A 20,603-nucleotide genomic window follows, 5' to 3' on the forward strand; every position below is an offset into this window, starting at 1 on the left:
CGCGCGCCCGGCAGCGTCACCGCGCTTGAACGATGTCCCGCATCGCCCTGCGCGCGCTTCCTTGCTGGATCACGCGGCTGGGCCCGTCGCGGCTCGCATCCATTTTGAAGGCAGGTCCTAAGATGGCCCGATTCTCCAAGCGCGTGGGCCGCGAAGTGCTCGAGGGGCACCCCCGCCTGCCGGAATGGATCACCAAGGAGCGGGTGAAGCTCGGCGACCTGCACGGCATGAAGAAGGACCTGCGGGACTCCCACCTGCACACGGTCTGCGAAGAGGCCCGGTGCCCCAACCGCACCCACTGCTTCACCCACGGTACCGCGACCTTCCTGCTCATGGGCGAGGTCTGCACCCGGGCCTGCGGCTTCTGCAGCATCCAGAGCGGCAAGCCCCGCCTGCTGGACCCCCACGAGCCCCAGGAGACCGCCGAGCGCGTGGCGGCCCTCAACCTGCGCTTCGCCGTGCTGACCTCCGTGAACCGGGACGATCTGTCGGATGGCGGCGCCGCCCACTTCGCCGAGACCGTCCTCGCCATCCGCCGCCGCAACCCGGGCGTGGGCGTGGAAGTGCTGGTGCCGGACTTCCTGGGCGACCTCGACGCCGTGGCCCGGGTGGTGGCCGCCGGCCCCGCCGTGTTCAACCACAACACGGAAACCGTGCCCAGCCTCTACCCCGAAGTACGGCCCGCGGGCCGGTTCGAGCGCAGCCTTCGCGTGCTGGCGCACGCGAAGGAAATGGGAAGAGCACTCTACGGCGAGAACTTCCGCACGAAGAGCGGCCTCATGCTCGGCCTCGGCGAAACCGAGGCCGAGCTGCTCACCACCTTCGAGGCCCTGGCCAGGAACGACGTGGACATCCTCACCCTGGGCCAGTACCTGCGCCCCACCCGCCACCAGCTGCCCGTGAAGCGCTACGTGCCCCCCGAGGAGTTCGCGGAACTGGGCGCCAAGGCCAAGGCCTTCGGCTTCCAGACCGTGTACGCCGGCCCCCTCGTGCGCTCCAGCTTCAACGCCCACGAGGTTTCGGGCATGGAAGGCATCAGCATCGCCTAGGCGTGGCGCTTGCATTCAGCGGGTCCGACCGCTCGACACCATTGGCCGCCCCCCTGCCAACAAGGGTGAGCGATAGAAGGATATTCATCCGGGTTCTGGTCTAATGGATGGAAGGGACGGGAAAGGTCGAGGCAGGAAGTCGCTCGATGACCCGGGGACCAGAACCGAAAAACAGGACGCTTCCATCCGCCATGACCACTGTCTGGTGGCTGGGTTGTGCATGCACCATGGTTCCCTGGCGGGAGAAGGCACCCGTCAGCGGGTTGAAAAGCTCCAAAGCACCGATGGGCGCTCCGACGGGGTCTCCACCACTAATGAGCACCTGGCCGGAGGGCAGGAGCACAGCCCGATGATTCCGGCGCTGGAAGGCCATCTGACCCGGAACATCCAGGAAGGTGTTGGTGCTGGGGTCGTATATCTCCGCGAAGGGCAAGGCACTTGTGCCGACACCTTCACCGCCGAGGATGAGGACCCTTCCATCGGCCAACCGTGTCGCACTCGACCCCAGGCCCCGGGGGTAGATGACTGGCCCTGTTTCGATGAACTGGTTCGTCATGGGATCAAAGAGCTCAGGCTTTGACCCGAGAAGGAAGCTTTCACCGCCGACAAGCAAGAACGTTCCATCGGCCAGGGGAGTCACCGTGTGGTCCCCCCGGTATGTATGCATCGGCTCCAGGGCCGAGAACGTCCCCTTGGCAGGATCAAATACCTCGGCGTTCTTCATGTACTGAAACGTCTCGCCCCTCCCGCCGGTCAGTAGCACACGGCCATCCGCGAGCAGGGTCGCCTGGTGATTGGCCCTGGGGGTGATGAGGTTTCCAGCCGGGGAGGTCAGGCCCGTGGCGGGATCGAAGATTTCGGCCTCGTCGCAGAGCACCATGCCATAGCCATGCAGTCCCCCCGTGATCAGCACGCGGCCGTCCTGCAGAGTCGTGGCCCTTCCTCCCATGCGGTAATGAGAGAGGGTGCCAACACTCGTGGCAGTCAGGGTGGTGGGGTCGAACTTGACCAGATCCCTCTGGTCAAAAGCTGGAAGAAGCAGAAAACTCCCATCCTTCAAGCGCGCGCCATAGGTGTCCGAAGGAAAACCGCTTGGGGAGTCTGGAAAACCCTTGATGACGGTGGAGGGGCCTTTGCCGGTGATTTTTGCCTTTGCCCGGGTCACCTCGGCGCTTCCCGGTAGATAGGCACACACCGTAAGGGTCTTCGCGTAATCACCGGCCTGCAGCCAACCAAGGGGACTCATGTTCCCAAATTCTGGAACCCAAGACACATTGACCTCATCGGTGAAGCCGAAACTGGGCGTCGACAAGAGGTAGCTGTTTGATTGGTAGCCGAACTGGAACCCCGTTCCGATTGGGAGATTCACCTGATCAGGCGTGATAACGAAGTTTGAATAGACGACAGCCCATGACGCCTTCTTTGACGGATCCTCGACACTCGTGGCGGTCACCGAGGAGCCACCAAATTGGTTCCCCGCCGGGGGCGTGAAAACCCCGTGCGGGTCGACAGTACCCCGGTTGCCTACCGCCCCGCTCCCAGCGTCCACCTCCCAGGCCAAAGAATGGTCACTGAGATGATCGAACACGGGTTGGAGTTGGATTGTGCCGCCATTGAGCACATTGCGACGCTCGACGGCATACGGCGCCAAGGCTGGCATCCGATCATCGACGACGGTGACTGCGACCACGGTGGACACTGAGGGATTCGACGCGCTCGTAAATCGGATGTGGTACGTCCCGATGGTGGTTGGTGCGATGTAGTTGGCACCATCCATGGAACCGCCTGCGGGGCCTTCCACCACCTCGACGTTGGCCACAGAGGAGGGCAAACCGAAAAAGCGGACGGAGAAGGAAACACCGGCCCGGCCGATGGGGGACGTGTTCCGGTAAACCGTGGCACGGTATGGGCTCACGACGAGGCCCACCGCCGGAGGCTGGACTGGAACCTTCAGAGTGGCCTTGAGGGCCGGTGGACCCTGGCTCTCGGCTTGGACTTCAAAGCCCGCCAGCATGGGTGGCGGTGTGTACTGGACGCTGGTCCCAGTTGAGCTGCTGAAGGCCCCGGCCGTTGCGGTCCACGTGATGGGCGCGGTTGGTGTGTTCAGGAACTCCGCTGTCAGGGTGAGGCTTTCTCCTGGGGCCAGACTGGGACGACTTGATTGGATGTTCAGGCTCGCAATGGGTGCCGGAGGTGGGGGTGGAGGTGGAGGTGGAGGTGGAGGCTGTGTTCCAGATGAGCTCATGGTGGCGCTTCCGCCACCGCAGCCCAGGACAAAAAGGAGTGCAGACAAGGATGCAAGGAGCCCCGTCTTCAATCGCATATCCCACCTTTATCCACGATGTAACAAGGATTGGGGCCAGTTTATCAGTGGCCTAAACGATTGTCTCGGTTTCAGAAGATAAGGGATTGGCTATCCGCCCCTTTTTGAGCTCCCCTCATCCAAGCGTGTTTGGGCGCTCAGGACGGGGTCGGCCCCCCTACTCCCGCCGGGGCTCCACGACGATGGCCGCGGGCTCGGCGGGACAGGCGAAGACGCACAGTCCACAGCCTGTGCAGACGTCCGCGTCCACCGCCGGATGGCCCACCGTCTCGCCCTCTCGGGGGGCCGTGATCCGGATCGCCTCCTCGGGATAGGGACAGCGATCCACGCAGACTCGACAGGCGCGCGGTTCCCGGTCCAGATCGCCCCAGGTGACACAGAGGCCGGGTTTCACCCGGGCCGTGCCCATGCGCACGGCCTTCGGCCCCTCGAGCACCGTGCCGTCCGCCCGGACGAGCCGGGGCCACACGAGGGCCTCGTCATCGCACTCCGCGATGCAGGGGAGCGTGGTGCAGAGGAAGCAGGGGATGCTCCGCGGATCGAGGTAGGGGGTTTTCAGGCCCAGGCCCGCGCTGGGACCGGCCCGGAGGATGGCGTTCTCGGGGCAAGCCCGCATGCACTTGTCGCAACGGGTGCACTTGGTGAGGAATTCCAGCTCGTCCAGGGCACCGGGGGGGCGCAGCAGCTTCGGCCCGAGGTTCGTCACCGCCTCTTCCACGCGGTTGGCCACGAAGCCCGCGAAGAGGTTCCCCAGGGACTTGAAGAAGTCGCCGCGTTCCTGGGGTTCATCGAGCTTCTTCGCCACCGTCGCCTCAGTCCATCAGCCCCAGCACCCGCATGGCGGGCCGCAGGGTCCCCCACAGCACCGGGTCGAAGCCCAGGGTGAGGACGCCGGCCTGGCCGCCCCCCGTGAGGTCCAGGTAGGCCAGCAGATCGTGGCTGATGGCCACGTCCCGCGAGCTGGGCGCCGCTTCCACCCAGGCCACCCCCACGGGGGCCGCCTTCTTCACGAGCGTCTTCCCTTCCGCGGCGCGGAGCTGGAGGATCAGCAGATCGCCGTGGAAGGAGGGCACCCGGATCTCCATGAGCCGGCCCTTGCCCGCGGCCGGTGTCACCGGCACCACCTCGAAGGCCTGGCGGTACCCCAGCTTGACCAGATCGGGGTCCTCGCCGTTGAGGACGGCCAGGGTCTGCTCCACGAGGCCGTCCAGGCCCCGGTCGCCCATCCAAGCCACGGAGCGCAGGTGGGTACCGCCCACCTCGCCCAACCCGTCGAGCAGGGAAGGCAGGAGGGCCAGCACCTGCTCCAGGGCCGGGCGGCCCCTCAGCGATTTCACCCCCTTGGGCCAGGGGCCCGCCAGGGGCATGGGATCAATCCGGGCTTCGGGTTCGGAGCGGAGGTCCAGGATGCGGCCCGGGAAGCCCTCGAGCAGCTCGGGATCGGGTGAATCCGCCAGGATCACCGCGTCCAGCCCCTCCAGCAGGAGGCGGCTCGGCGCGAAGACCACCAGATCCCCCACCTCCTCTTCCACGGTGAGGGCGCCTATGGACAGCGGCAGCACCGAGGCCTCCCGCGCCTCCAGGGCGTTCACGAGTTCGCGGCCCAGCAAAGTCTGGGCGCCGATGACGGCGAGTTTCAGCATGTCAAAACCTTTCGATGTCAGACGCGGACGGCGGCCTCTTCGGCCGGGGCATGGCCCTGCAGGGCGGCGGCCACCGGGCCCGCCAGGAACTGGCGCACCTGGTCCCCGGCGCGGCCGGTGAACCGGCTGGCGTCCAGCAGGGCTTCCAGTTCGACCTCCGTCATGGCCCAGGCGGGATCCGCCGCCAGGAGCTGCAGCAGCTCGTTGGGACGGCCCTCGGACTTGATGCGGCGGCCGGCCTCCAGGGCCGCGCCACGGAAGCGTTCGTGCAGGTCCTGGCGATCGCCACCCCGCTTCACGGCCTCCATCAGCAGCACCTCGGCGGCCATGAAGGGCAGTTCCTGGGCGAGCCGGGCCTCGATCATCCTCGGGTAGACCAGGAGGCCCGAGGCCACATTGCGGAAGAGCACCAGGATGGCGTCCGCCGCCAGCAAGCCCTGGCTGAGGGTGAGGCGGCGGTGGGCGCTGTCGTCCAGGGTGCGCTCCATCCACTGGGTGGCGCTGGTCTGGTAGCTGGAGGGCATGAGGCCCAGCACGAAGCGGGCGAGGCTGTTGATGCGCTCCGAGCGCATGGGGTTGCGCTTGTAGGGCATGGCGCTGGAGCCGATCTGCTTCGACTCGAAGGGCTCCTCCACCTCCTTCAGGTGCTGGAGCAGGCGCAGGTCGCAGGCGAATTTCGAGGCCGAGGCCGCGATGCCGCAGAGCACCTGGCCGATGCGATCCTCCAGCTTGCGGGTGGCCGTCTGGCCGCTGACGGGGATGGCCGGGAAGCCCACCTTCCCGCAAAACCGCTGTTCCAGGGCTTCCACTTTGTCGCCATCGCCCTCGAACAGTTCGAGGAAGCTGGCCTGGGTGCCCGTGGTGCCCTTCACGCCCCGCACCGGCGTGGTGCGGATGAGGTGGTCCAGATCCTCCAGGTCCAGTAGCAGGTCCTGGATCCACAGGGTGGCCCGCTTGCCCACGGTGGTGGGCTGGGCGGGCTGGAAGTGGGTGAAGCCCAGGGTCGGCTGGTCCTTCCACTGGTCCGCGAAGGTCGCCAGGGCCGCGATCACGTCCTGCAGCCGGCGACGGAGGAGGACCAGGGCCTCCTGGGCGATGAGCAGGTCCCCATTGTCCGTGACGAAACAGCTGGTGGCGCCGAGGTGGATGATGGGCCGGGCCCCGGGCGCCTGCTCACCCCAGGCGTGGATGGCGGCCATGACATCGTGGCGCAGGGCCGACTCATGCCTCGCGATGACCTCAAAGTCCACGGCATCCTGGGTGGCCCTCAGCTCCGCGATCTGGGCGGCCGTCACCGGCAGGCCCAGCTCGGATTCCGCCTCGGCGAGGGCGATCCAGAGCCGCCGCCACACCCTTTGCCGGTACAGCGGGGACAGCAGGCGCACCATGGCCTTGCTGGCGTAGCGGCTGGCCAGGGGGTGCTCGAATCGCTCCAGCTCGGGACCGTCGTGGGGCGGGAGGAAGGGCATGGGAACTCCGGCCCTTCAGTGTCTCACAGCCACAGACCTGTGATTCCGCTCACGAAGAGGGTGTCTTGGCGAAGGCCCACCGCGGCTAGGATAGGGGCATCACCCTGGAGCCTCCGCCATGTACGAAGTGATCCGCTCTTCCGATCCCGCTGTGTTCCAGGCCCTGGAACTGGAGGTGCAGCGCCAGCGGCACCACCTGGAGCTCATCGCGTCGGAGAACTACGCCTCCCGGGCCGTCATGCAGACCATGGGCTCCCACTTCACCAACAAGTACGCGGAGGGCTACCCGGGCAAGCGCTACTACGGCGGCTGCAGCCAGGTGGACATCGTCGAAAACCTCGCCCGCGACCGCGCCAAGCAGATCTTCGGGGCCGAGCACGCCAACGTGCAGCCCCACAGCGGTGCCCAGGCCAACATGGCCGTCTACCTCGCAGCCCTGAAGCCAGGCGACACCGTCATGGGCCTCGACCTGTCCCATGGCGGGCACCTCACCCACGGGCACCCCCTGAACAGCTCTGGCATCCTCTACAAGTTCGTGCCCTACCACGTCCGCAAGGAGGACGAGCGGGTGGACATGGACGAGGTCCGCGACCTGGCCCGGCAGCACCAGCCAAAGATGATCGTGGTCGGGGCCTCGGCCTACAGCCGCACCTGGAACTTCCCCCTCTTCCGCGAGATCTGCGACGAGGTGGGCGCTCTGCTCATGGTGGACATGGCCCACATCGCGGGCCTCGTCGCCACGGGCCATCACCCCAGCCCCGTGCCCCATGCGGATTATGTCACCACCACCACCCACAAGACCCTGCGCGGCCCCCGCGGTGGGCTGATTCTCTGCAAGTCGCAGTATGCCAAGGACTTGGATCGCGCGGTCTTCCCGGGCGTCCAGGGCGGGCCCCTCATGCATGTCATCGCCGCCAAGGCTGTGGCCCTGCACGAGATCATGCAGCCCGACTTCAAGGCCTACAGCGGCCAGGTCATCCGCAACGCCCACGCCCTGGCCAAGGGCCTCCAGGAGCGGGGCTGGCGCATCGTCAGTGGGGGCACGGACAACCACCTCTTCCTGGTGGACCTGCGCGACCACGACCTCCTGGGCCATGAGGCCGAGACCTGCCTGCACCGGGCCGGCATGACCACCAACAAGAACGGCATCCCCTTCGACCCCAATCCGCCGCTCAAGCCCTCGGGCGTGCGCCTGGGCAGCCCTGCCCTGACCACCCGCGGCATGAAGGAGGAGGAGATGGATCAGATCGCCCGCTTCTTCGATGTCACCCTGCGGCACCGGGGCGACGAAAGCACCTTCGCCCGCGTCCGGCAGGAGGTCTTCCACCTCACCGACCAGTTCCCCATTCCGGAATAGAGCCGCTCCGGCTCCTTCTGTTCGACCGCCGCCAAAACGCCTCGCGTTTTGGCGGTATGTTTTTCAGGGGTGGATATGTTCGCGGCGGATGGGTTGTTCGTGTACGGGGCGCTGCGGGAGGGCGGGTCGAACCACGCCTGGCTGCAGCGAACCCACCCGGAGGGCCTCACCCGGGCCTGGGTGGGGGGGCGGCTCTTCCACCTGCCCACAGGCTACCCCGCCCTGGTGCCGGGCCCTGATCCCGCGGAGCCACCGCCCGGCCCCGGCTGGGTGCGGGGGGACTTTGTGGGCTATGAGGACGACGACGATCTGGAGTGCGCCCTGGCCGACCTGGATGCCCTGGAGGGCGTGGCGGAGGATCTCTTCAGCCGCGAGCTCCTGCCCGTGACCCTCGAAGGGGGGCAACAGTACCACGCCTGGGTTTATGTGTTCCATGTGGAACGCCTCCCCCGGCTGGAGCGGGAGGCCGTGGAGCTACCGGATGGAGACTGGGCGGCCTACCTGTAGGGCCCAAGTGACGTTCCGTGCGGGCAAGTAAAGGACCGGCTTTGCCGGCCCTTTACGCGGGGGTCCGGGGGTGTGCGCGCAGCGCGACCTTAGATCCTTGCAACGCATGCCTGGCGAGGGGGACCCCCGGAGAATGTCACCCTACAAACCCAGCTTCGGCTGTTCGCCGCTCTCGTCGGGGCCCGGGTGGGCCACTTCGCCTTCGATGAGCTCTTCCTCCTCGTCCAGGGCCATGGCGCTGGCATCGATCTTGGCGAGGCCCACGACGCGGTCCTCGGCGCTGGCCAGCTTGAGGAGGCCGACGCCCTGGGCGTTGCGACCCGTCTTGCGGACCTCGTCGATGAGGAAGCGGATGACCATGCCCTCCTGGCTGATGAGCAGGCACCCTTCCCCGGGCTTGACGAGCTTGAAGCCCACCACCTGGCCATTGCGGACTCCGGCGCGGATGTTGATGACGCCCGTGCCGCCCCGACCCTGGAGCCGGTAGTCCTGGAGGAGGCTGCGCTTGCCGTAGCCCTTCTCGCAGACCGTAAGCAGCATGCCGTGGTCCTCGGTGCTTTCGTCGGGCTCCACGCCTTCCGGCAGGTCCGGCAACGGATCCGCCACTTCCATGTCCACGATGTGGTCCTTGGCGGCCAGCTTCATGCCCCGCACGCCCGTGGTGGCGCGGCCCGTGGCGCGCACATCCTCCTCGGGGAAGCGGATGGCCTTGCCCTGGGCCGTGGCCAGGACGATCTGCTGGGTGCCCGTGGAACGCCGCACGGCCACCAGCGCGTTGCCATCGTCGATGTTGAGGGCGATGAGGCCGTTGGCCCGGATGTTGGCGTAGGCGGCCAGGCTGGACTTCTTCACTGTGCCGTCGCTGGTGGCGAAGACCAGGTTCTCGCCCTCGGGGAATTCCCGCAGGGCCATCAGGGTCACCACGTTCTCCCCGTCCTTCAGGGAGATCAGGTTCCGGATGTGCTTGCCCCGGGTGGAGGCGGCCGCCTCGGGCAGGTCATAGACCTTCAATGCGTAAACAATGCCCTTGTCCGTGAAGGCCATGAGGGTGTCATGGGCCTTGGTCATGAAGAGCTGCTCGACGAAATCCTCGTCCTTGGTCTTCATGCCCACCTTGCCCTTGCCACCCCGGCGCTGGCGGCGGTAGGCGTTGAGGTCGGTGCGCTTGATGTAGCCCGCCTTGGACATGGTGACGACCATGGGATCGTCGGGCACCACGTCCTCCATGCGGATCTCGCCGGAGTAGCCCACGATCTCGGTGCGGCGGTCGTTGCCGAACTGGTCGGCCACCTGCTGCAGCTCTTCCTTGATGACCTTCAGGAGCAGCTTCTCGTCGGCCAGGATGGCCTTGAGCTTCGCGATGACCTTCTCCAGTTCGGCCAGTTCGTCGAGGATCTTCTCCCGCTCCAGGCCGGTGAGGCGCTGGAGGCGCATGTCCAGGATGGCCTGGGCCTGCACGGCCGAGAGGCAGAGGCTGGGGTCCTTCTTGATCGCCGCTGCGGTGGCGAAGGCCCCCGCCATGAGGCCGGCCTTGGCTTCTTCGGGGCTCTTGGCGGCTCGGATGAGCTTGATGACCGCGTCCAGGTGGTCCAGGGCGATCTTGAGGCCCATCAGGACGTGGTGGCGCTCTTCGGCCTTCCGCAGCTGGAACAGGGTGCGGCGGGTCACCACCTCGCGGCGGAAGCCGATGAACTCCTGCAGGATCTCGCGGAGGGTGCAGACGCGGGGCTGGCCGTTCACGATGGCCAGCATGGTGATGGGGAAGCTGTTCTGGAGCTGGGTCTGCTGGTAGAGCTGGTTGAGCACGATGTCGCTGGGCTCGTTCTTCTTCAGCTCCACCACCAGGCGGATGCCCTCGCGATCGCTCTCGTCCCGCAGGTCGCTGATGCCGTCGATCTTCTTGTCGCGCACCAGCTCGGCGATCTTCTCGATGAGGGTGGACTTGTTCACCTGGTAGGGCAGTTCGGTGAAGACCAGCTGCTCGCGGTCGCCCGCCCGGCGGATCTGCTCCACGTGGGACTTCGCGCGCACCACGCAGCGGCCGCGGCCCGTCCGGTAGGCGTCCACGACCCCTTCGGTGCCCAGCATGAGGCCGCCACCCGGGAAGTCGGGGCCCTTGATGTGGGCCATCAGGGCTTCCATGGCGATGGTCGGGTGGTCGATGAGGTCGATCAGGGCCCGGCAGCACTCCCGCAGGTTGTGGGGGGGAATGCTGGTGGCCATGCCCACGGCGATGCCCTGGGAGCCGTTCACCAGGAGGTTGGGGAAGCGGGCGGGCAGGACGAGGGGCTCCTCCATGCTGCCGTCGTAGTTGGGTCCGAAATCCACCGTGTCCTGGTCGATGTCACCCATCATCTCGTTGGCGACCCGGGACAGGCGGGCCTCGGTGTAGCGCATGGCCGCGGCGGAATCGCCGTCGATGGAGCCGAAATTGCCCTGGCCGTCCACCAGCACGTGCCGCATGGAGAAAGGCTGCGCCATGCGCACCAGGGTGTCGTAGATGGCCGAGTCGCCATGGGGATGGTACTTACCCATCACATCACCCACGGTGCGTGCGGACTTCTTGTAGGCCCGGTTCCACTCGTTCCCGGCCTCCTTCATGGCATACAGCACCCGGCGATGCACGGGCTTGAGGCCGTCGCGCACGTCGGGCAGGGCCCGGCCCACGATGACGCTCATGGCGTAGTCCAGGTAGGACTTCCGCATTTCCTTTTCGATTTCCAGGGGTTCGATACGATTCAGGCTCATGGGTTTCCCGGTGTTCTACGTGGAACTCTGCTCGACATCCTGCAAAAACAGAACTTAGATGTCGATGTTCTCCGCGAGGAGGGCGTTGGTCTCGATGAAGCGACGGCGGGGTTCCACGGCGTCGCCCATGAGGACTGTGAAGATCTCGTCGGCCTCCACGGCATCGTCCACCCGGACCTGCAGGAGGGTGCGGCGCTCGGGATCCATGGTGGTCTCCCAGAGCTGCTCGGGGTTCATCTCACCCAGCCCCTTGTAGCGCTGGATGCCCAGGCCTCGTTTGCCTTCCTCCAGGACCATGGCCAGCATCTCTTCCGGGTCGGTGAACACGTGCTCCTTGTTGAGCTTGGGCGCACCCTCCTCGACCTCGTCCTCGGCTTCCTTGTCCTTCGGAGTGTCCTTGACGTCCTTGAGGCGGCGGAGCCGCAGCTCGCCCCCACGGAACCCGGCCAGCTCGACCTGGAGGGTGGCCAGGCGGCGGAACTCGCCCCAGTGGGCCACCTGGCTGTCGATCCAGAGGGTGATGGGGCGGCTCAGGTGCATGCGCACCAGCTTCAGGCGGTGGGTGGCGGGAATCAGCAGGGGGTCGGCGCCCTCCCCTTCCCCGGGCAGCTCCATGGCCTCGACGGTTTCGATCTCGCAGGTGCCGAGCTTCTCGCGGGTGATGGCGGCCGCCAGCTCCTCCAGGCCCTCGCGGCTCTGGAACCGGTCGGCGTCCAGCAGGCCATCCGCCAGGAGGGCGCGCACCAGGGGCCGGGCATAGCCGCGGCGGTCCAGCTTGCCGAAGAGCTGCTGGACCTCGCCCCACTTCTTCATCTCGCGTACCAGGGTCGCGCCCTTGTGCTCCGTGCCGTCGGGCAGGCTGAGGGTCCAGCCGTCCAGGGCCTTCTGGAAGAGGAACTCCTCCAGGGCCCGCTCGTCCTTGAGGTACTTTTCCGTCTTGCCCTTCTTCACCTTGTAGAGCGGCGGCTGGGCGATGTAGAGGTGGCCGCGCGCCACCAGCTCCGGCATCTGCCGGTAGAAGAAGGTGAGCAGGAGGGTGCGGATGTGGGAGCCGTCCACGTCGGCATCGGTCATCAGCACGATCTTGTGGTAGCGGAGGCTCTCGACCTTGAACTCCTCCTTGCCGATGCCCGTGCCCAGCGCCTGGATGAGCACGCGCAGCTCGTTGTGGCCGAGGATCTTGTCGAAGCGGGCCTTCTCCACGTTCAGCACCTTGCCCTTGAGGGGCAGGATGGCCTGGGTGGCCCGGTGGCGCCCCTGCTTGGCGGAGCCGCCGGCGGAGTCGCCCTCCACCAGGAAGATCTCACTGAGGGCCGGATCCTTCTCCTGGCAGTCCGCCAGCTTGCCGGGCAGGCCCCCGCCATCCAGGGCCCCCTTGCGGCGGGTCAGGTCGCGGGCCCGGCGGGCGGCTTCGCGAGCGCGGGCGGCTTCGATGGCCTTCTCCAGGATGGCCTTGGCCTCCCGCGGGTTCTCCTCGAAGAACGCCGAGAGTTTCTCGTAGACGATGGTCTGGACGATGCCCTTCACCTCACTGGAGACGAGGCGATCCTTTGTTTGACTGGAAAACTTGGGATCAGGCACCTTGGCGCTCAAGACCGCCGTCAACCCCTCGCGGACGTCCTCGCCCGAGAGGGTCACCTTGGCGCTCTTCAGTAGGTTGTTCTTCTCGGCATAGCTGTTGATGACGCGGGTCATGGCGGCCCGGAAGCCCTCCAGATGCGCGCCGCCATCGCGGTTGCGGATGTTGTTCGTGAAGCAGTAGAGGGTCTCCTGGTAGGAGTCGTTCCACTGGAGGGCCACCTCGACGGTGGTGTCCTGCTTCTCGTCCTTGATGTAGATCGGGGGCTTGTGGAGGACTGGCTTGTTGCGGTTCAGGTGCTCCACGAAGGCGCTGATGCCGCCCGCGTTCATGAAGTCGTGGGTGTCGCCGGTGCGTTCGTCCGTGATGCGGATGTGGACGCCCTGGTTGAGGTAGCTCAACTCCCGCAGGCGCTGGCTGAGCGTCTCGAAGCTGAAATCGAGGACGTTGTTGAACACCTCGGGATCAGGCTGGAACCGTACGCGGGTGCCGCGCCGGGCCGTGGGTCCCATCAGCTTCAGAGGCGCGTCCGCCTTGCCCTGGGAGAAGGTCATGGCGTGCTCCTGGCCATCCTTCCAGACAGTGAGCCAGAGCTTGGAGGACAGGGCGTTCACGCAGGAGACGCCCACCCCGTGCAGGCCGCCGGACACCTTGTAGGCGTTCTTCCCCTCGGTGCTGGTGTTGTCGAACTTCCCGCCGGCATGGAGCACCGTCATGATGACTTCGGCGGCGCTGCGGCCCTCCTCCTTGTGGATGTCCACCGGGATGCCGCGGCCGTTGTCTTCCACGCTGCAGCTGCCGTCGTTGTGGAGGATGACGTCCACGCGGGTGCAGAAGCCCGCCAGGGCTTCGTCGACGGCGTTATCGACGACCTCGTAGACCATGTGGTGCAGGCCACTGCCGTCATCGGTGTCGCCGATATACATGCCGGGCCGCTTGCGGACGGCCTCGAGGTCTCTCAGGACCGTGATGTTGTCGGCTGTGTAGCTATCGGTTTCCAGGGGGGTATGGACACGGGCGCGGGAGACTTCTTCAGACATCAAAACTCACTTGGTTGGGTACGGTGGGATGCGGTGCGGTGCTGCGGGCGCCGATCAGGCGGTGGCGCTGGTGGCGAAACGGACGGGCATGAGGACGTAGCGGAAGCTGAAGTCTTCGAGGCTGGGGGACATGAAGACGCCCTGACCCACTTCGTCTTTGAACTGGTAGACGACCTCCTCGCCCGGGAGCCGCTCCAGAAGTTCCGTGAGGTAGTCGATGTTGAAGGCCAGCTCGAAGGGCTGTTCCTCGCCCGTGAAGGGCAGTGTGGCCTGGTTCACGCCTTCGTCGGGGTGCTGGAAGACCGTGCGAAGGTTGGGGAATTCGTAGAACAGGCGCACGTTCTTGTTGTAGTCATCCTTCTTCAGGCCCACGAAGCGGAGGGTGCGGAGGAAGACCTCGCGATCCATGATGACGCGCTTGGGCAGTTCGGCCGGCAGCACCTTTTCGTAGGCGGGGTAGTTGCCCGTGACGAGGCGGGTGCTGAATTTCAGGCCCGGCTGATCGAGGAAGAGCGTCGTGCCATCCCAGCAGAGTTCCACCTCGCCCTCGTCGCCGAGCAGCGTGGGGATGAGGTCCAGGGCCCGCTTGGGCACGATGAGGCGGACTTCATCCTTCAGCTTCGTGTCGCAGGGGACCTCGGCCACGGCGAGCCGGAACCCGTCGGTGGAGACCACGCGCACATGGTGCTTGGACAGATGCACGAGCACCGCGGACAGGGTGGGCTTGGTGGCGTCCTTGCTGACGGCGATGGAGCCGAGCTGGATGGCCCGCTTGAACCGCAGGACGGGGATCTTCACGACAGGAAGCTGTTTGCTGGGCCCTGGCAGCTCCGGAAAGCCCTCTCCGGGCTGGATGTTGTGTTCGGAGTTCATGCCCTTCGCGCGGAGCCACAGACGGCCCCCAGCGTCCGGGCATTCCAGGCTGAGGATCCCTTCCGGGAACACCCGCACGGTCTCGATGAACTTCTTGCCGGGTACCGCCATGGTCCACTCGCCCTGCCCCTCGCCGGGCACCGTGGCCTCGAAGGCCAGCTCCATGTCCGTGGCCTTGAGCACCACCTCCTTGGGCCGCACGTCCACGAGGATGTGCTGGAGGATGGGCAGCGTGACCCGGCGGTCCAAGGCGTGCTTCAGGATCCCCAGGGTGCGATCCAGACGATCCTTGGAAACCTGTAACTGAAGACTCATGAATCACCCTTGATGATGCTGAAGCCCAGGACAACCTGTGGAATGACGTCTCAAAGCCCTATTCTACCGGAGTTTCCCCGCACGGGACAGGCTGTGGAGAGCCCCTGTGGTGGTGTGGAACCAAGGGGTCGTGCCGGCTTTGCGGAAGCGCCCGGGCTGGCTTGTGGATTCGGAGCGCCCTCGTCCTGCGGAAAACGATGTAACACTCTTTTTATCAATGAATGCTATTCAATAGGGCCTGGACCATCCTGTGGAAATCAGGATCCCGCTTCATGCGCTCGCGCACCGAGTCGATGGCGTTCATGACGGTGGAGTGGTGCATGCTGAAAGAACGCCCGATGTCGGTGAATGGCGCGGATGCGATCTCCCGGGCGAGGTACATGGCCACTTGGCGAGGCACCAGAACGGCCTGCTGACGCGACCGCTTTTTCATCAGATCCACGAAGGAGAGGTTGAAGGTCTCCGCGGTCATCCGGTAGATCCGCTCGGGAGGCACGGCGGCGGTGGGCTCCTCCCCGCTCTGCCCCTGGAAGGCCGCGTGAGCCACCTCGAGGGTGGGCGGCACGCCGATGAGGCTGGCCTGGAAGATGACCCGGGTGAGGAAGCCCTCCAGGTCCCGCACGCTGCCCTTGGCCTTGTGGGCGATGAAGGTAAGCACATCCTCGGGGATGGGCGGGACGCTCTTGAAATCCGCGTCCTCCAGCTTCTTCTTCAGGATGGCGATGCGGGTCTCGAAATCCGGGGGCTGGATGTCGGCGGTGAGGCCCCATTTGAAGCGGGTGATGAGCCGCTCGTGGCAGCCCTCCAGGCGCTGCGGGGGCTTGTCCGACGTGAGGACGATCTGCTTCCCGTGCTGGAGCAGGTACTCCAGGACGTAGAAGATCTCCTCCTGGGTCCGCTCCATCTTTCCGAGGGTCTGCACGTCATCCAGCAGCAGCACATCGTTCTGCTGGTACTTTTTGCGCATCGGCTCGGTGTTCTTGGCCTTGATGGCCACGGTGAGTTCGTTGAAGAAATTGTCCACCTTGAGGTAGGCCACCCGGAGCCGGGGATCCCGCGCCAACAGGCCCTTGCCGATGCCCACCATGAGGTGCGTCTTGCCGAGGCCGGCGCCGCCGTAGATGAACAGCGGGTTCATGCTGAGGGGCGTGGCGGCCTTGCCATAGCTGTCCACCACGGCCTTGGCCGCGGCGAAGGCCAGCTGGCTGCCCGGGCCCACCACGAAACGGTCCAGCGTGTACCGGTTGAAGAGGTAGGGGAAGGCGGTGGGCGCCTCCACCGCGGGATGGCTGCCGGATTCGTGCTTCCTCGGCTGGGGCCGCGCCTCCACAGCCGGGGCTCCCGAGACCAGGAACACCAGGTGCAGATCCGCGAGGCCGCCCTGCGCCAGGGCATCGTTGAACTCCTCGGGCAGCTGCTGCTCGATCCAGAGCTTCGCCGCCGCGCTCGGAACCTGGATCCACAGGGTTCCGTCCTCCACCTTCACGGGCGAGCAGGGCGCGATCCACTCCTTGAAGCTGGCTTCGGGGAGGAGTTTGGACAGTCCAAGGCGGATGGTGTCCCAAAGGGCGGTGGGATCGGCGGAGCGCATGAGTTCACCGGGTGCGGTGGTGGAGCGACAGACGTGGCAAGGGGGGCGCAGGCACGCAACCTCGGGGGCGGGCTTCGCTCGCCACCGGCCACGGGAGACTCGCGGGGGGGACCCCAAATCTAGCACCCCCAGGGGTGGATGGGAGGATGGAAATGCCCTTGAGCGGCGGGTCCTCCGCTGATACCCTCGAAGGTTCGTCCTCCTCCCCGGGAGGGGACCCCCGAGGTGGAACCATGAAGCGCACCTTTCAGCCCAACAATCGCCGCCGCGCGAAGACCCACGGCTTCCTGAGCCGCATGAAGACCAAGAACGGCCGTCTGGTGCTCAAGCGCCGCCGCGCAAAGGGCCGCCACGTCCTGGCGGTCTAACGCGGGTCCCGTGATCTTCAAGGGCCACTTCCGCACGGTCCGCCACAAGGACCATGCGGTGCCCACGCCCCTGCCCCGGCCCCTGCTGGGGCATGATGCGTATCTGGATATCCGCGCCTGGCGCCAGTCCAGTGGAACCGGGCCCCTGCTGCTCGTGACCTCCCCCCGGAAGACCGGTCCGGCCGTCCGCCGCAACCGCTTCCGCCGCCAGGTCCGCATGGCCTTCCTGTCGCTTTCCGGGCGCCTCGCCGACCAGCCCTGGGTCGTCTGGGTGCGCCCCGCACGCAGCGCCCCGCCCCTTGACCGGCTCACCCTCCGGGATATCGAGGGCCAGCTTGCGCTGGCCCTGCGCCGTCTCCCCCCCACGGACACGCCATGAAAAACCGCAATGTCCTCTACTTCGTCATCGGCAGCGTGATCCTGCTGGCCGCCCAGTTCTGGCTCAGCTCGCGCTACGCCAAGCCGGTGCCGGCCGCGCAGGCGCAAACACAGACCCAGCCGACCCCCGCCGAGGCCGCCAAGCCCCAGGTCCCCGCGCCGACCCCCGCCGTTCCTGCCGCCCAGGGTTCCCTCCAGCCCGGGACCAAGGCCGCGGATCCGGCCGCCGTGCACACCCTGGTCACGACGGACTTCCGCCTGACCTGGCAGGTGGCCACGGGCGCCCTGAAGCAGGCCACCTGGCTCCAGGACGGCACCCAGTTCTTCCCGGACGCCTTCGCGGGCCTCGGCGCCTTCCAGGGCGCGGGCTTCGAGACGGTGCGCGAAGAGAAGGGCGCCGAGAGCACCGCGGTCGTCTTCGAAAACGCCAGCGGGGATCGCCTGGCCTACCACGTGCCCCAGAAGGGCTTCGAGCTCCGCGTGGAGGGACTTTCCCCGGGGAAGGCCGCCCTCCAGCTGGTGGCCAACCCCACCAGCGACGAGCCCGTGAAGCACCTAGGCCGCGTCTTCACCCTCTCCGAGAAATCCGTCAACGCCGTGACCTGGGCCGAGACGCTGCACGACCCCTTCTTCAGCTTCCTGGGCGCCAAGCGCAAGGAACTGCCGCCCACCGCCGCCCGTCTGGGCCTGGACGCGGGCGTGGAGAAGGATGCCAAGAGCCAGCGCAACCACTACTTCGCCGCCCTGTGGAAGCTGCCCGTCCCGGCGGGTCGCGACGCCTCCGGCTACCAGCTGCTGCCCCAGAACGGGCGCCTGGAAGCCTCCCTCTACCTGGGCCCCAAGCAGGCGGAGCCGCTGCTCGCCTTCGAGAAGCCCTTCACGCGCGTCATCGACTACGGCTTCTTCGGGGCCGTGGCGCAGCTGCTCTTCTGGATGCTCCGCATGGTCTTCCGCGTGGTGGGCAACTGGGGCTGGGCCATCGTGCTCTTCACGGTGATCATCCGCCTGGCCACCTGGCACCTGAACACCAAGCAGACCATCTCCATGCTGCGCATGAAGGATTTCGAGCCGCACCAGAAGGCCCTCCAGGCCAAGTACGAGAAGTTCGGCGGCGATATGACGAAGAAGGCCGAGATGCAGAAGGAGCTCATGGCCCTCTACAAGAAGAATGGCCACAACCCCATGGGCGGCTGCCTGCCCATGCTGCTGCAGATGCCCATCTTCCTGGCTCTCTGGTCCATGCTGAACGCCGTCTTCGAGCTGCGCCACGCGCCCTTCTTCGGCTGGATCACCGATCTGTCCGCCAAGGATCCCTACTACATCTTCCCGGTGCTCATGGGCGCGTCCATGTTCGCCCAGCAGGCCATGACGCCCGCCGTGGGCGATCCCGCCCAGCGCAAGATGATGCTGGTGCTCATGCCCGCGATGATGACCTTCTTCTTCGCGCAGAGCCCCGCCGGGCTTACGATCTACTACTTCGTGTTCAACATGATCGGCCTCGGCCAGACCTGGTGGATCATGCGGACCTACCAGCCCCAGCCCATCAAGGTCTAGGAGTCCAGCCATGCGGAAGAGCAGCGCCAGCCTGGAATCCGTACCCGAACTCATCACCCGCTGGATGGCCCAGCTCGGCCTGTCCGTGGAGGCGAAGCCCGCGCCCTCGGGCGACGAGGAGGCCTTCCCCAACCGCCTGGCCGTCTCCGGTCCCGATGCCGGCTGGCTCGCCGCCGACCGGGGCGCGGGCCTGGACGCCCTCCAGTTCCTGGTCCACGAAGCCCAGGGCGAGCGCGACGACACCCGGCTGGCCTACCTGGATGTGAAGGGCGCGCGCCTCTTCCGCATGCAGGAGGTCATGGCCATGGGCCGCTTTGCCGCCGACAAGGCCCGCGAACTAGGCAGCCACACCCTGGGTGCCCTGAGCGCCCGCGAACGCCGCTGGGTGCACCTGGTGGTGAGCCGCGAAGAGGGCCTGGGCACCGAGAGCGAAGGCACCGGCACCTTCAAACCCGTGAAGGTGTTCCGGAAGTAGACTGGCCCGGTGCCCACCACCGATCCCATCTGCGCTCCGGCCACCCCGCCCATCCCGTCGGCGGTGGCGCTGGTGCGCATCTCCGGCGTCGGCTTGGCGGCGGTTCTCCGGCCCCTCCTGAGCCTCCCCGAGCCCCGCGTGGCCTCGCTGCGCACCCTGCGCTGGGGCGGGTTCCAAGAGAAGGCCCTGGTGTTGTCCTTTCCTGCCCCCGCCAGCTATACGGGCGAGGATCTGGTGGAGCTGCAGGTGCACGGGAATCCGCTGCTGGTGCGGCGCCTGGTGGCCCACCTCGGCACCCTGGGGATCCGCCTGGCGGAACCGGGCGAGTTCACCCGACGCGCGCTCCTGAACGGCAAGCAGGGGCTGCTGGAGGCCGAGGCCCTGCGGGACCTGGTGGCCGCCGAGACCGACACGCAGATCCGACTGGCCCAGGCCCGGGCCGGGGCCCTGCCGTCCTGGCTCCAGGATGCGCGCCAGGTGCTGGCCCCCTGGGTGGCTCGGGCCGAGGCGGCGGTGGACTATGGCGAGGAAGAGGGCATCTTGTTGGATCTCTTGACCTTGAATCAAAGTCTGGCCGCCGTTCGGCAGCGGTTCCACGTGGAACAATCCCGTGCCCGGGCGGCCCGGCACCTGCAGGATGGTCTCCGCCTCGCCCTGGTGGGCCGCCCCAATGCCGGGAAGAGCACCCTCTTCAACGCTCTGGCCGGGGAGGATCGCGCCATCGTCACCGATATCCCCGGGACGACGCGGGATGTGCTGGAGGTGCGCTGCGAGTGGCGGGGCCTGCCCCTCCGCCTGTACGACACCGCCGGATTGCGCAGCACGGAGGATCCCGTGGAGCGCCTCGGCGTGGCCCGGGTGCGCCCCGTCCTGGAAGGCGCGGACCTAGTCCTGCATCTCTGGCCGACCCAGGACCAGGACCCGGACCCGGTCCTCCAGGCGGCCCTGGCCCCCTTCACGGGAAAGGTCCTGGAGGTGCGCACCTTCGCGGATCTGGCGGAAGTCCCGGGCGTGGCCATCGCCGCGCACCGGGGGGAGCTGGATGCCCTGGAGGTGGCCCTCAAGGAACGGATCCTGGGGGGCCTAGCTCCGGATGCCTGTCTGGGGGCCCTGGCCACCGACCGGCAGGTGGCCCTCCTGGACGAGCTGGCCCGTCAGTTGGATCTGCTGGCCGAGCTGGAACCCGGGGGCCCTCCCGAACTGCCCGCCTCCCTGTTGCAGGGGGCCTGGGGCCTCCTGGCCCGGCTCACGGGGGAGGACCGGGCCGAGCGCACCCTGGATGAACTCTTCAGCGGCTTCTGTCTCGGGAAATAGGGCCGCCGAAGTAGACTGGC

16 protein-coding genes are annotated in these 20,603 nt (G+C 66.8%); 8 read left to right on the forward strand and 8 right to left on the reverse strand.

Annotated features, from left to right (window positions below; all coding sequences use genetic code 11):
• Positions 1–122: 122 nt before the first annotated feature.
• Positions 123–1,049 (forward strand): lipoyl synthase, encoded by a 927-nt coding sequence (gene lipA, locus NOV65_RS14260; RefSeq protein ID WP_257307223.1) that lies wholly within the window; start codon positions 123–125, stop codon positions 1,047–1,049.
• Between the two features lie 100 nt (positions 1,050–1,149).
• Here the strand turns inward: lipA and NOV65_RS14265 are convergent, their stop codons facing one another.
• The 4 genes from NOV65_RS14265 to purB form a co-directional block, all read right to left on the reverse strand.
• Positions 1,150–2,964, reverse strand: coding sequence for a Kelch repeat-containing protein (locus tag NOV65_RS14265; RefSeq protein ID WP_257307224.1), 1,815 nt, complete (start codon positions 2,962–2,964; stop codon positions 1,150–1,152).
• A gap of 565 nt (positions 2,965–3,529) precedes the next feature.
• Complete coding sequence (locus NOV65_RS14270; protein ID WP_257307225.1) at positions 3,530–4,177, reverse strand: 4Fe-4S dicluster domain-containing protein; 648 nt, start codon at positions 4,175–4,177, stop codon at positions 3,530–3,532.
• A 7-nt stretch (positions 4,178–4,184) separates the two neighbouring features.
• Positions 4,185–5,015: a hypothetical protein gene (locus NOV65_RS14275; RefSeq protein ID WP_257307226.1), complete on the reverse strand. Its 831-nt coding sequence runs from the start codon at positions 5,013–5,015 to the stop codon at positions 4,185–4,187.
• A gap of 17 nt (positions 5,016–5,032) precedes the next feature.
• The gene (gene purB / locus NOV65_RS14280; protein WP_257307228.1) at positions 5,033–6,484 is read right to left on the reverse strand and encodes an adenylosuccinate lyase; all 1,452 of its coding nucleotides are present in this window, start codon (positions 6,482–6,484) and stop codon (positions 5,033–5,035) included.
• A 118-nt stretch (positions 6,485–6,602) separates the two neighbouring features.
• Between purB and NOV65_RS14285 the strand changes: the two genes are divergently transcribed.
• Both NOV65_RS14285 and NOV65_RS14290 read left to right on the forward strand, forming a co-directional pair.
• Complete coding sequence (locus tag NOV65_RS14285; RefSeq protein WP_257307230.1) at positions 6,603–7,841, forward strand: serine hydroxymethyltransferase; 1,239 nt, start codon at positions 6,603–6,605, stop codon at positions 7,839–7,841.
• 75 nt (positions 7,842–7,916) lie between these two features.
• Positions 7,917–8,348, forward strand: coding sequence for a gamma-glutamylcyclotransferase family protein (locus tag NOV65_RS14290; RefSeq protein ID WP_257307232.1), 432 nt, complete (start codon positions 7,917–7,919; stop codon positions 8,346–8,348).
• Positions 8,349–8,489: 141 nt separating this feature from the next.
• Here the strand turns inward: NOV65_RS14290 and gyrA are convergent, their stop codons facing one another.
• From gyrA to dnaA, 4 genes are all read right to left on the reverse strand, one after another.
• Complete coding sequence (gyrA, locus tag NOV65_RS14295) at positions 8,490–11,096, reverse strand: DNA gyrase subunit A (protein ID WP_257307233.1); 2,607 nt, start codon at positions 11,094–11,096, stop codon at positions 8,490–8,492.
• Between the two features lie 54 nt (positions 11,097–11,150).
• Positions 11,151–13,715 (reverse strand): DNA topoisomerase (ATP-hydrolyzing) subunit B, encoded by a 2,565-nt coding sequence (gene gyrB / locus NOV65_RS14300; RefSeq protein WP_257307234.1) that lies wholly within the window; start codon positions 13,713–13,715, stop codon positions 11,151–11,153.
• A 54-nt stretch (positions 13,716–13,769) separates the two neighbouring features.
• Positions 13,770–14,903, reverse strand: a complete 1,134-nt coding sequence (dnaN, locus tag NOV65_RS14305) for a DNA polymerase III subunit beta (protein ID WP_257307236.1) — start codon at positions 14,901–14,903, stop codon at positions 13,770–13,772.
• Between the two features lie 214 nt (positions 14,904–15,117).
• Entirely contained in the window at positions 15,118–16,494 is a 1,377-nt protein-coding gene (dnaA, locus tag NOV65_RS14310) for a chromosomal replication initiator protein DnaA (protein WP_257307237.1), read from the reverse strand.
• 233 nt (positions 16,495–16,727) lie between these two features.
• Between dnaA and rpmH the strand changes: the two genes are divergently transcribed.
• Genes rpmH through NOV65_RS14340 form a run of 5 tightly spaced genes read left to right on the forward strand, consistent with a single transcriptional unit; the run spans position 16,728 to position 20,583 of the window.
• Complete coding sequence (gene rpmH, locus NOV65_RS14315; RefSeq protein ID WP_026852422.1) at positions 16,728–16,862, forward strand: 50S ribosomal protein L34; 135 nt, start codon at positions 16,728–16,730, stop codon at positions 16,860–16,862.
• Positions 16,863–16,872: 10 nt separating this feature from the next.
• Positions 16,873–17,241 (forward strand): ribonuclease P protein component, encoded by a 369-nt coding sequence (locus tag NOV65_RS14320; RefSeq protein ID WP_257307239.1) that lies wholly within the window; start codon positions 16,873–16,875, stop codon positions 17,239–17,241.
• Entirely contained in the window at positions 17,238–18,794 is a 1,557-nt protein-coding gene (locus NOV65_RS14325; RefSeq protein WP_257307241.1) for a YidC/Oxa1 family insertase periplasmic-domain containing protein, read from the forward strand. Before NOV65_RS14320 ends, NOV65_RS14325 begins: the two co-directional genes overlap by 4 nt.
• Before the next feature lie 10 nt (positions 18,795–18,804).
• Entirely contained in the window at positions 18,805–19,269 is a 465-nt protein-coding gene (locus NOV65_RS14330) for a hypothetical protein (RefSeq protein ID WP_257307243.1), read from the forward strand.
• 9 nt (positions 19,270–19,278) lie between these two features.
• A complete protein-coding gene (locus NOV65_RS14340; RefSeq protein WP_341849970.1) occupies positions 19,279–20,583 on the forward strand; it encodes a tRNA modification GTPase in 1,305 nt (434 codons plus the stop codon).
• Positions 20,584–20,603 lie beyond the last annotated feature (20 nt).

Origin of the sequence: Geothrix campi, assembly GCF_024609265.1 — a bacterium.
Lineage (GTDB): Bacteria > Acidobacteriota > Holophagae > Holophagales > Holophagaceae > Geothrix > Geothrix campi.

Bases quoted from the DNA above. Each gene is read 5' to 3' on its own strand.
- lipA (WP_257307223.1), top strand. From the start codon at position 123: ATGGCCCGATTCTCCAAGCGCGTGGGCCGCGAAGTGCTCGAGGGGCAC.
- NOV65_RS14275 (WP_257307226.1), bottom strand. From the start codon at position 5,015: ATGCTGAAACTCGCCGTCATCGGCGCCCAGACTTTGCTGGGCCGCGAA.
- purB (WP_257307228.1), bottom strand. From the start codon at position 6,484: ATGCCCTTCCTCCCGCCCCACGACGGTCCCGAGCTGGAGCGATTCGAG.
- NOV65_RS14285 (WP_257307230.1), top strand. From the start codon at position 6,603: ATGTACGAAGTGATCCGCTCTTCCGATCCCGCTGTGTTCCAGGCCCTG.
- NOV65_RS14290 (WP_257307232.1), top strand. From the start codon at position 7,917: ATGTTCGCGGCGGATGGGTTGTTCGTGTACGGGGCGCTGCGGGAGGGC.
- gyrA (WP_257307233.1), bottom strand. From the start codon at position 11,096: ATGAGCCTGAATCGTATCGAACCCCTGGAAATCGAAAAGGAAATGCGG.
- gyrB (WP_257307234.1), bottom strand. From the start codon at position 13,715: ATGTCTGAAGAAGTCTCCCGCGCCCGTGTCCATACCCCCCTGGAAACC.
- dnaN (WP_257307236.1), bottom strand. From the start codon at position 14,903: ATGAGTCTTCAGTTACAGGTTTCCAAGGATCGTCTGGATCGCACCCTG.
- dnaA (WP_257307237.1), bottom strand. From the start codon at position 16,494: ATGCGCTCCGCCGATCCCACCGCCCTTTGGGACACCATCCGCCTTGGA.
- rpmH (WP_026852422.1), top strand. From the start codon at position 16,728: ATGAAGCGCACCTTTCAGCCCAACAATCGCCGCCGCGCGAAGACCCAC.
- NOV65_RS14325 (WP_257307241.1), top strand. From the start codon at position 17,238: ATGAAAAACCGCAATGTCCTCTACTTCGTCATCGGCAGCGTGATCCTG.
- NOV65_RS14330 (WP_257307243.1), top strand. From the start codon at position 18,805: ATGCGGAAGAGCAGCGCCAGCCTGGAATCCGTACCCGAACTCATCACC.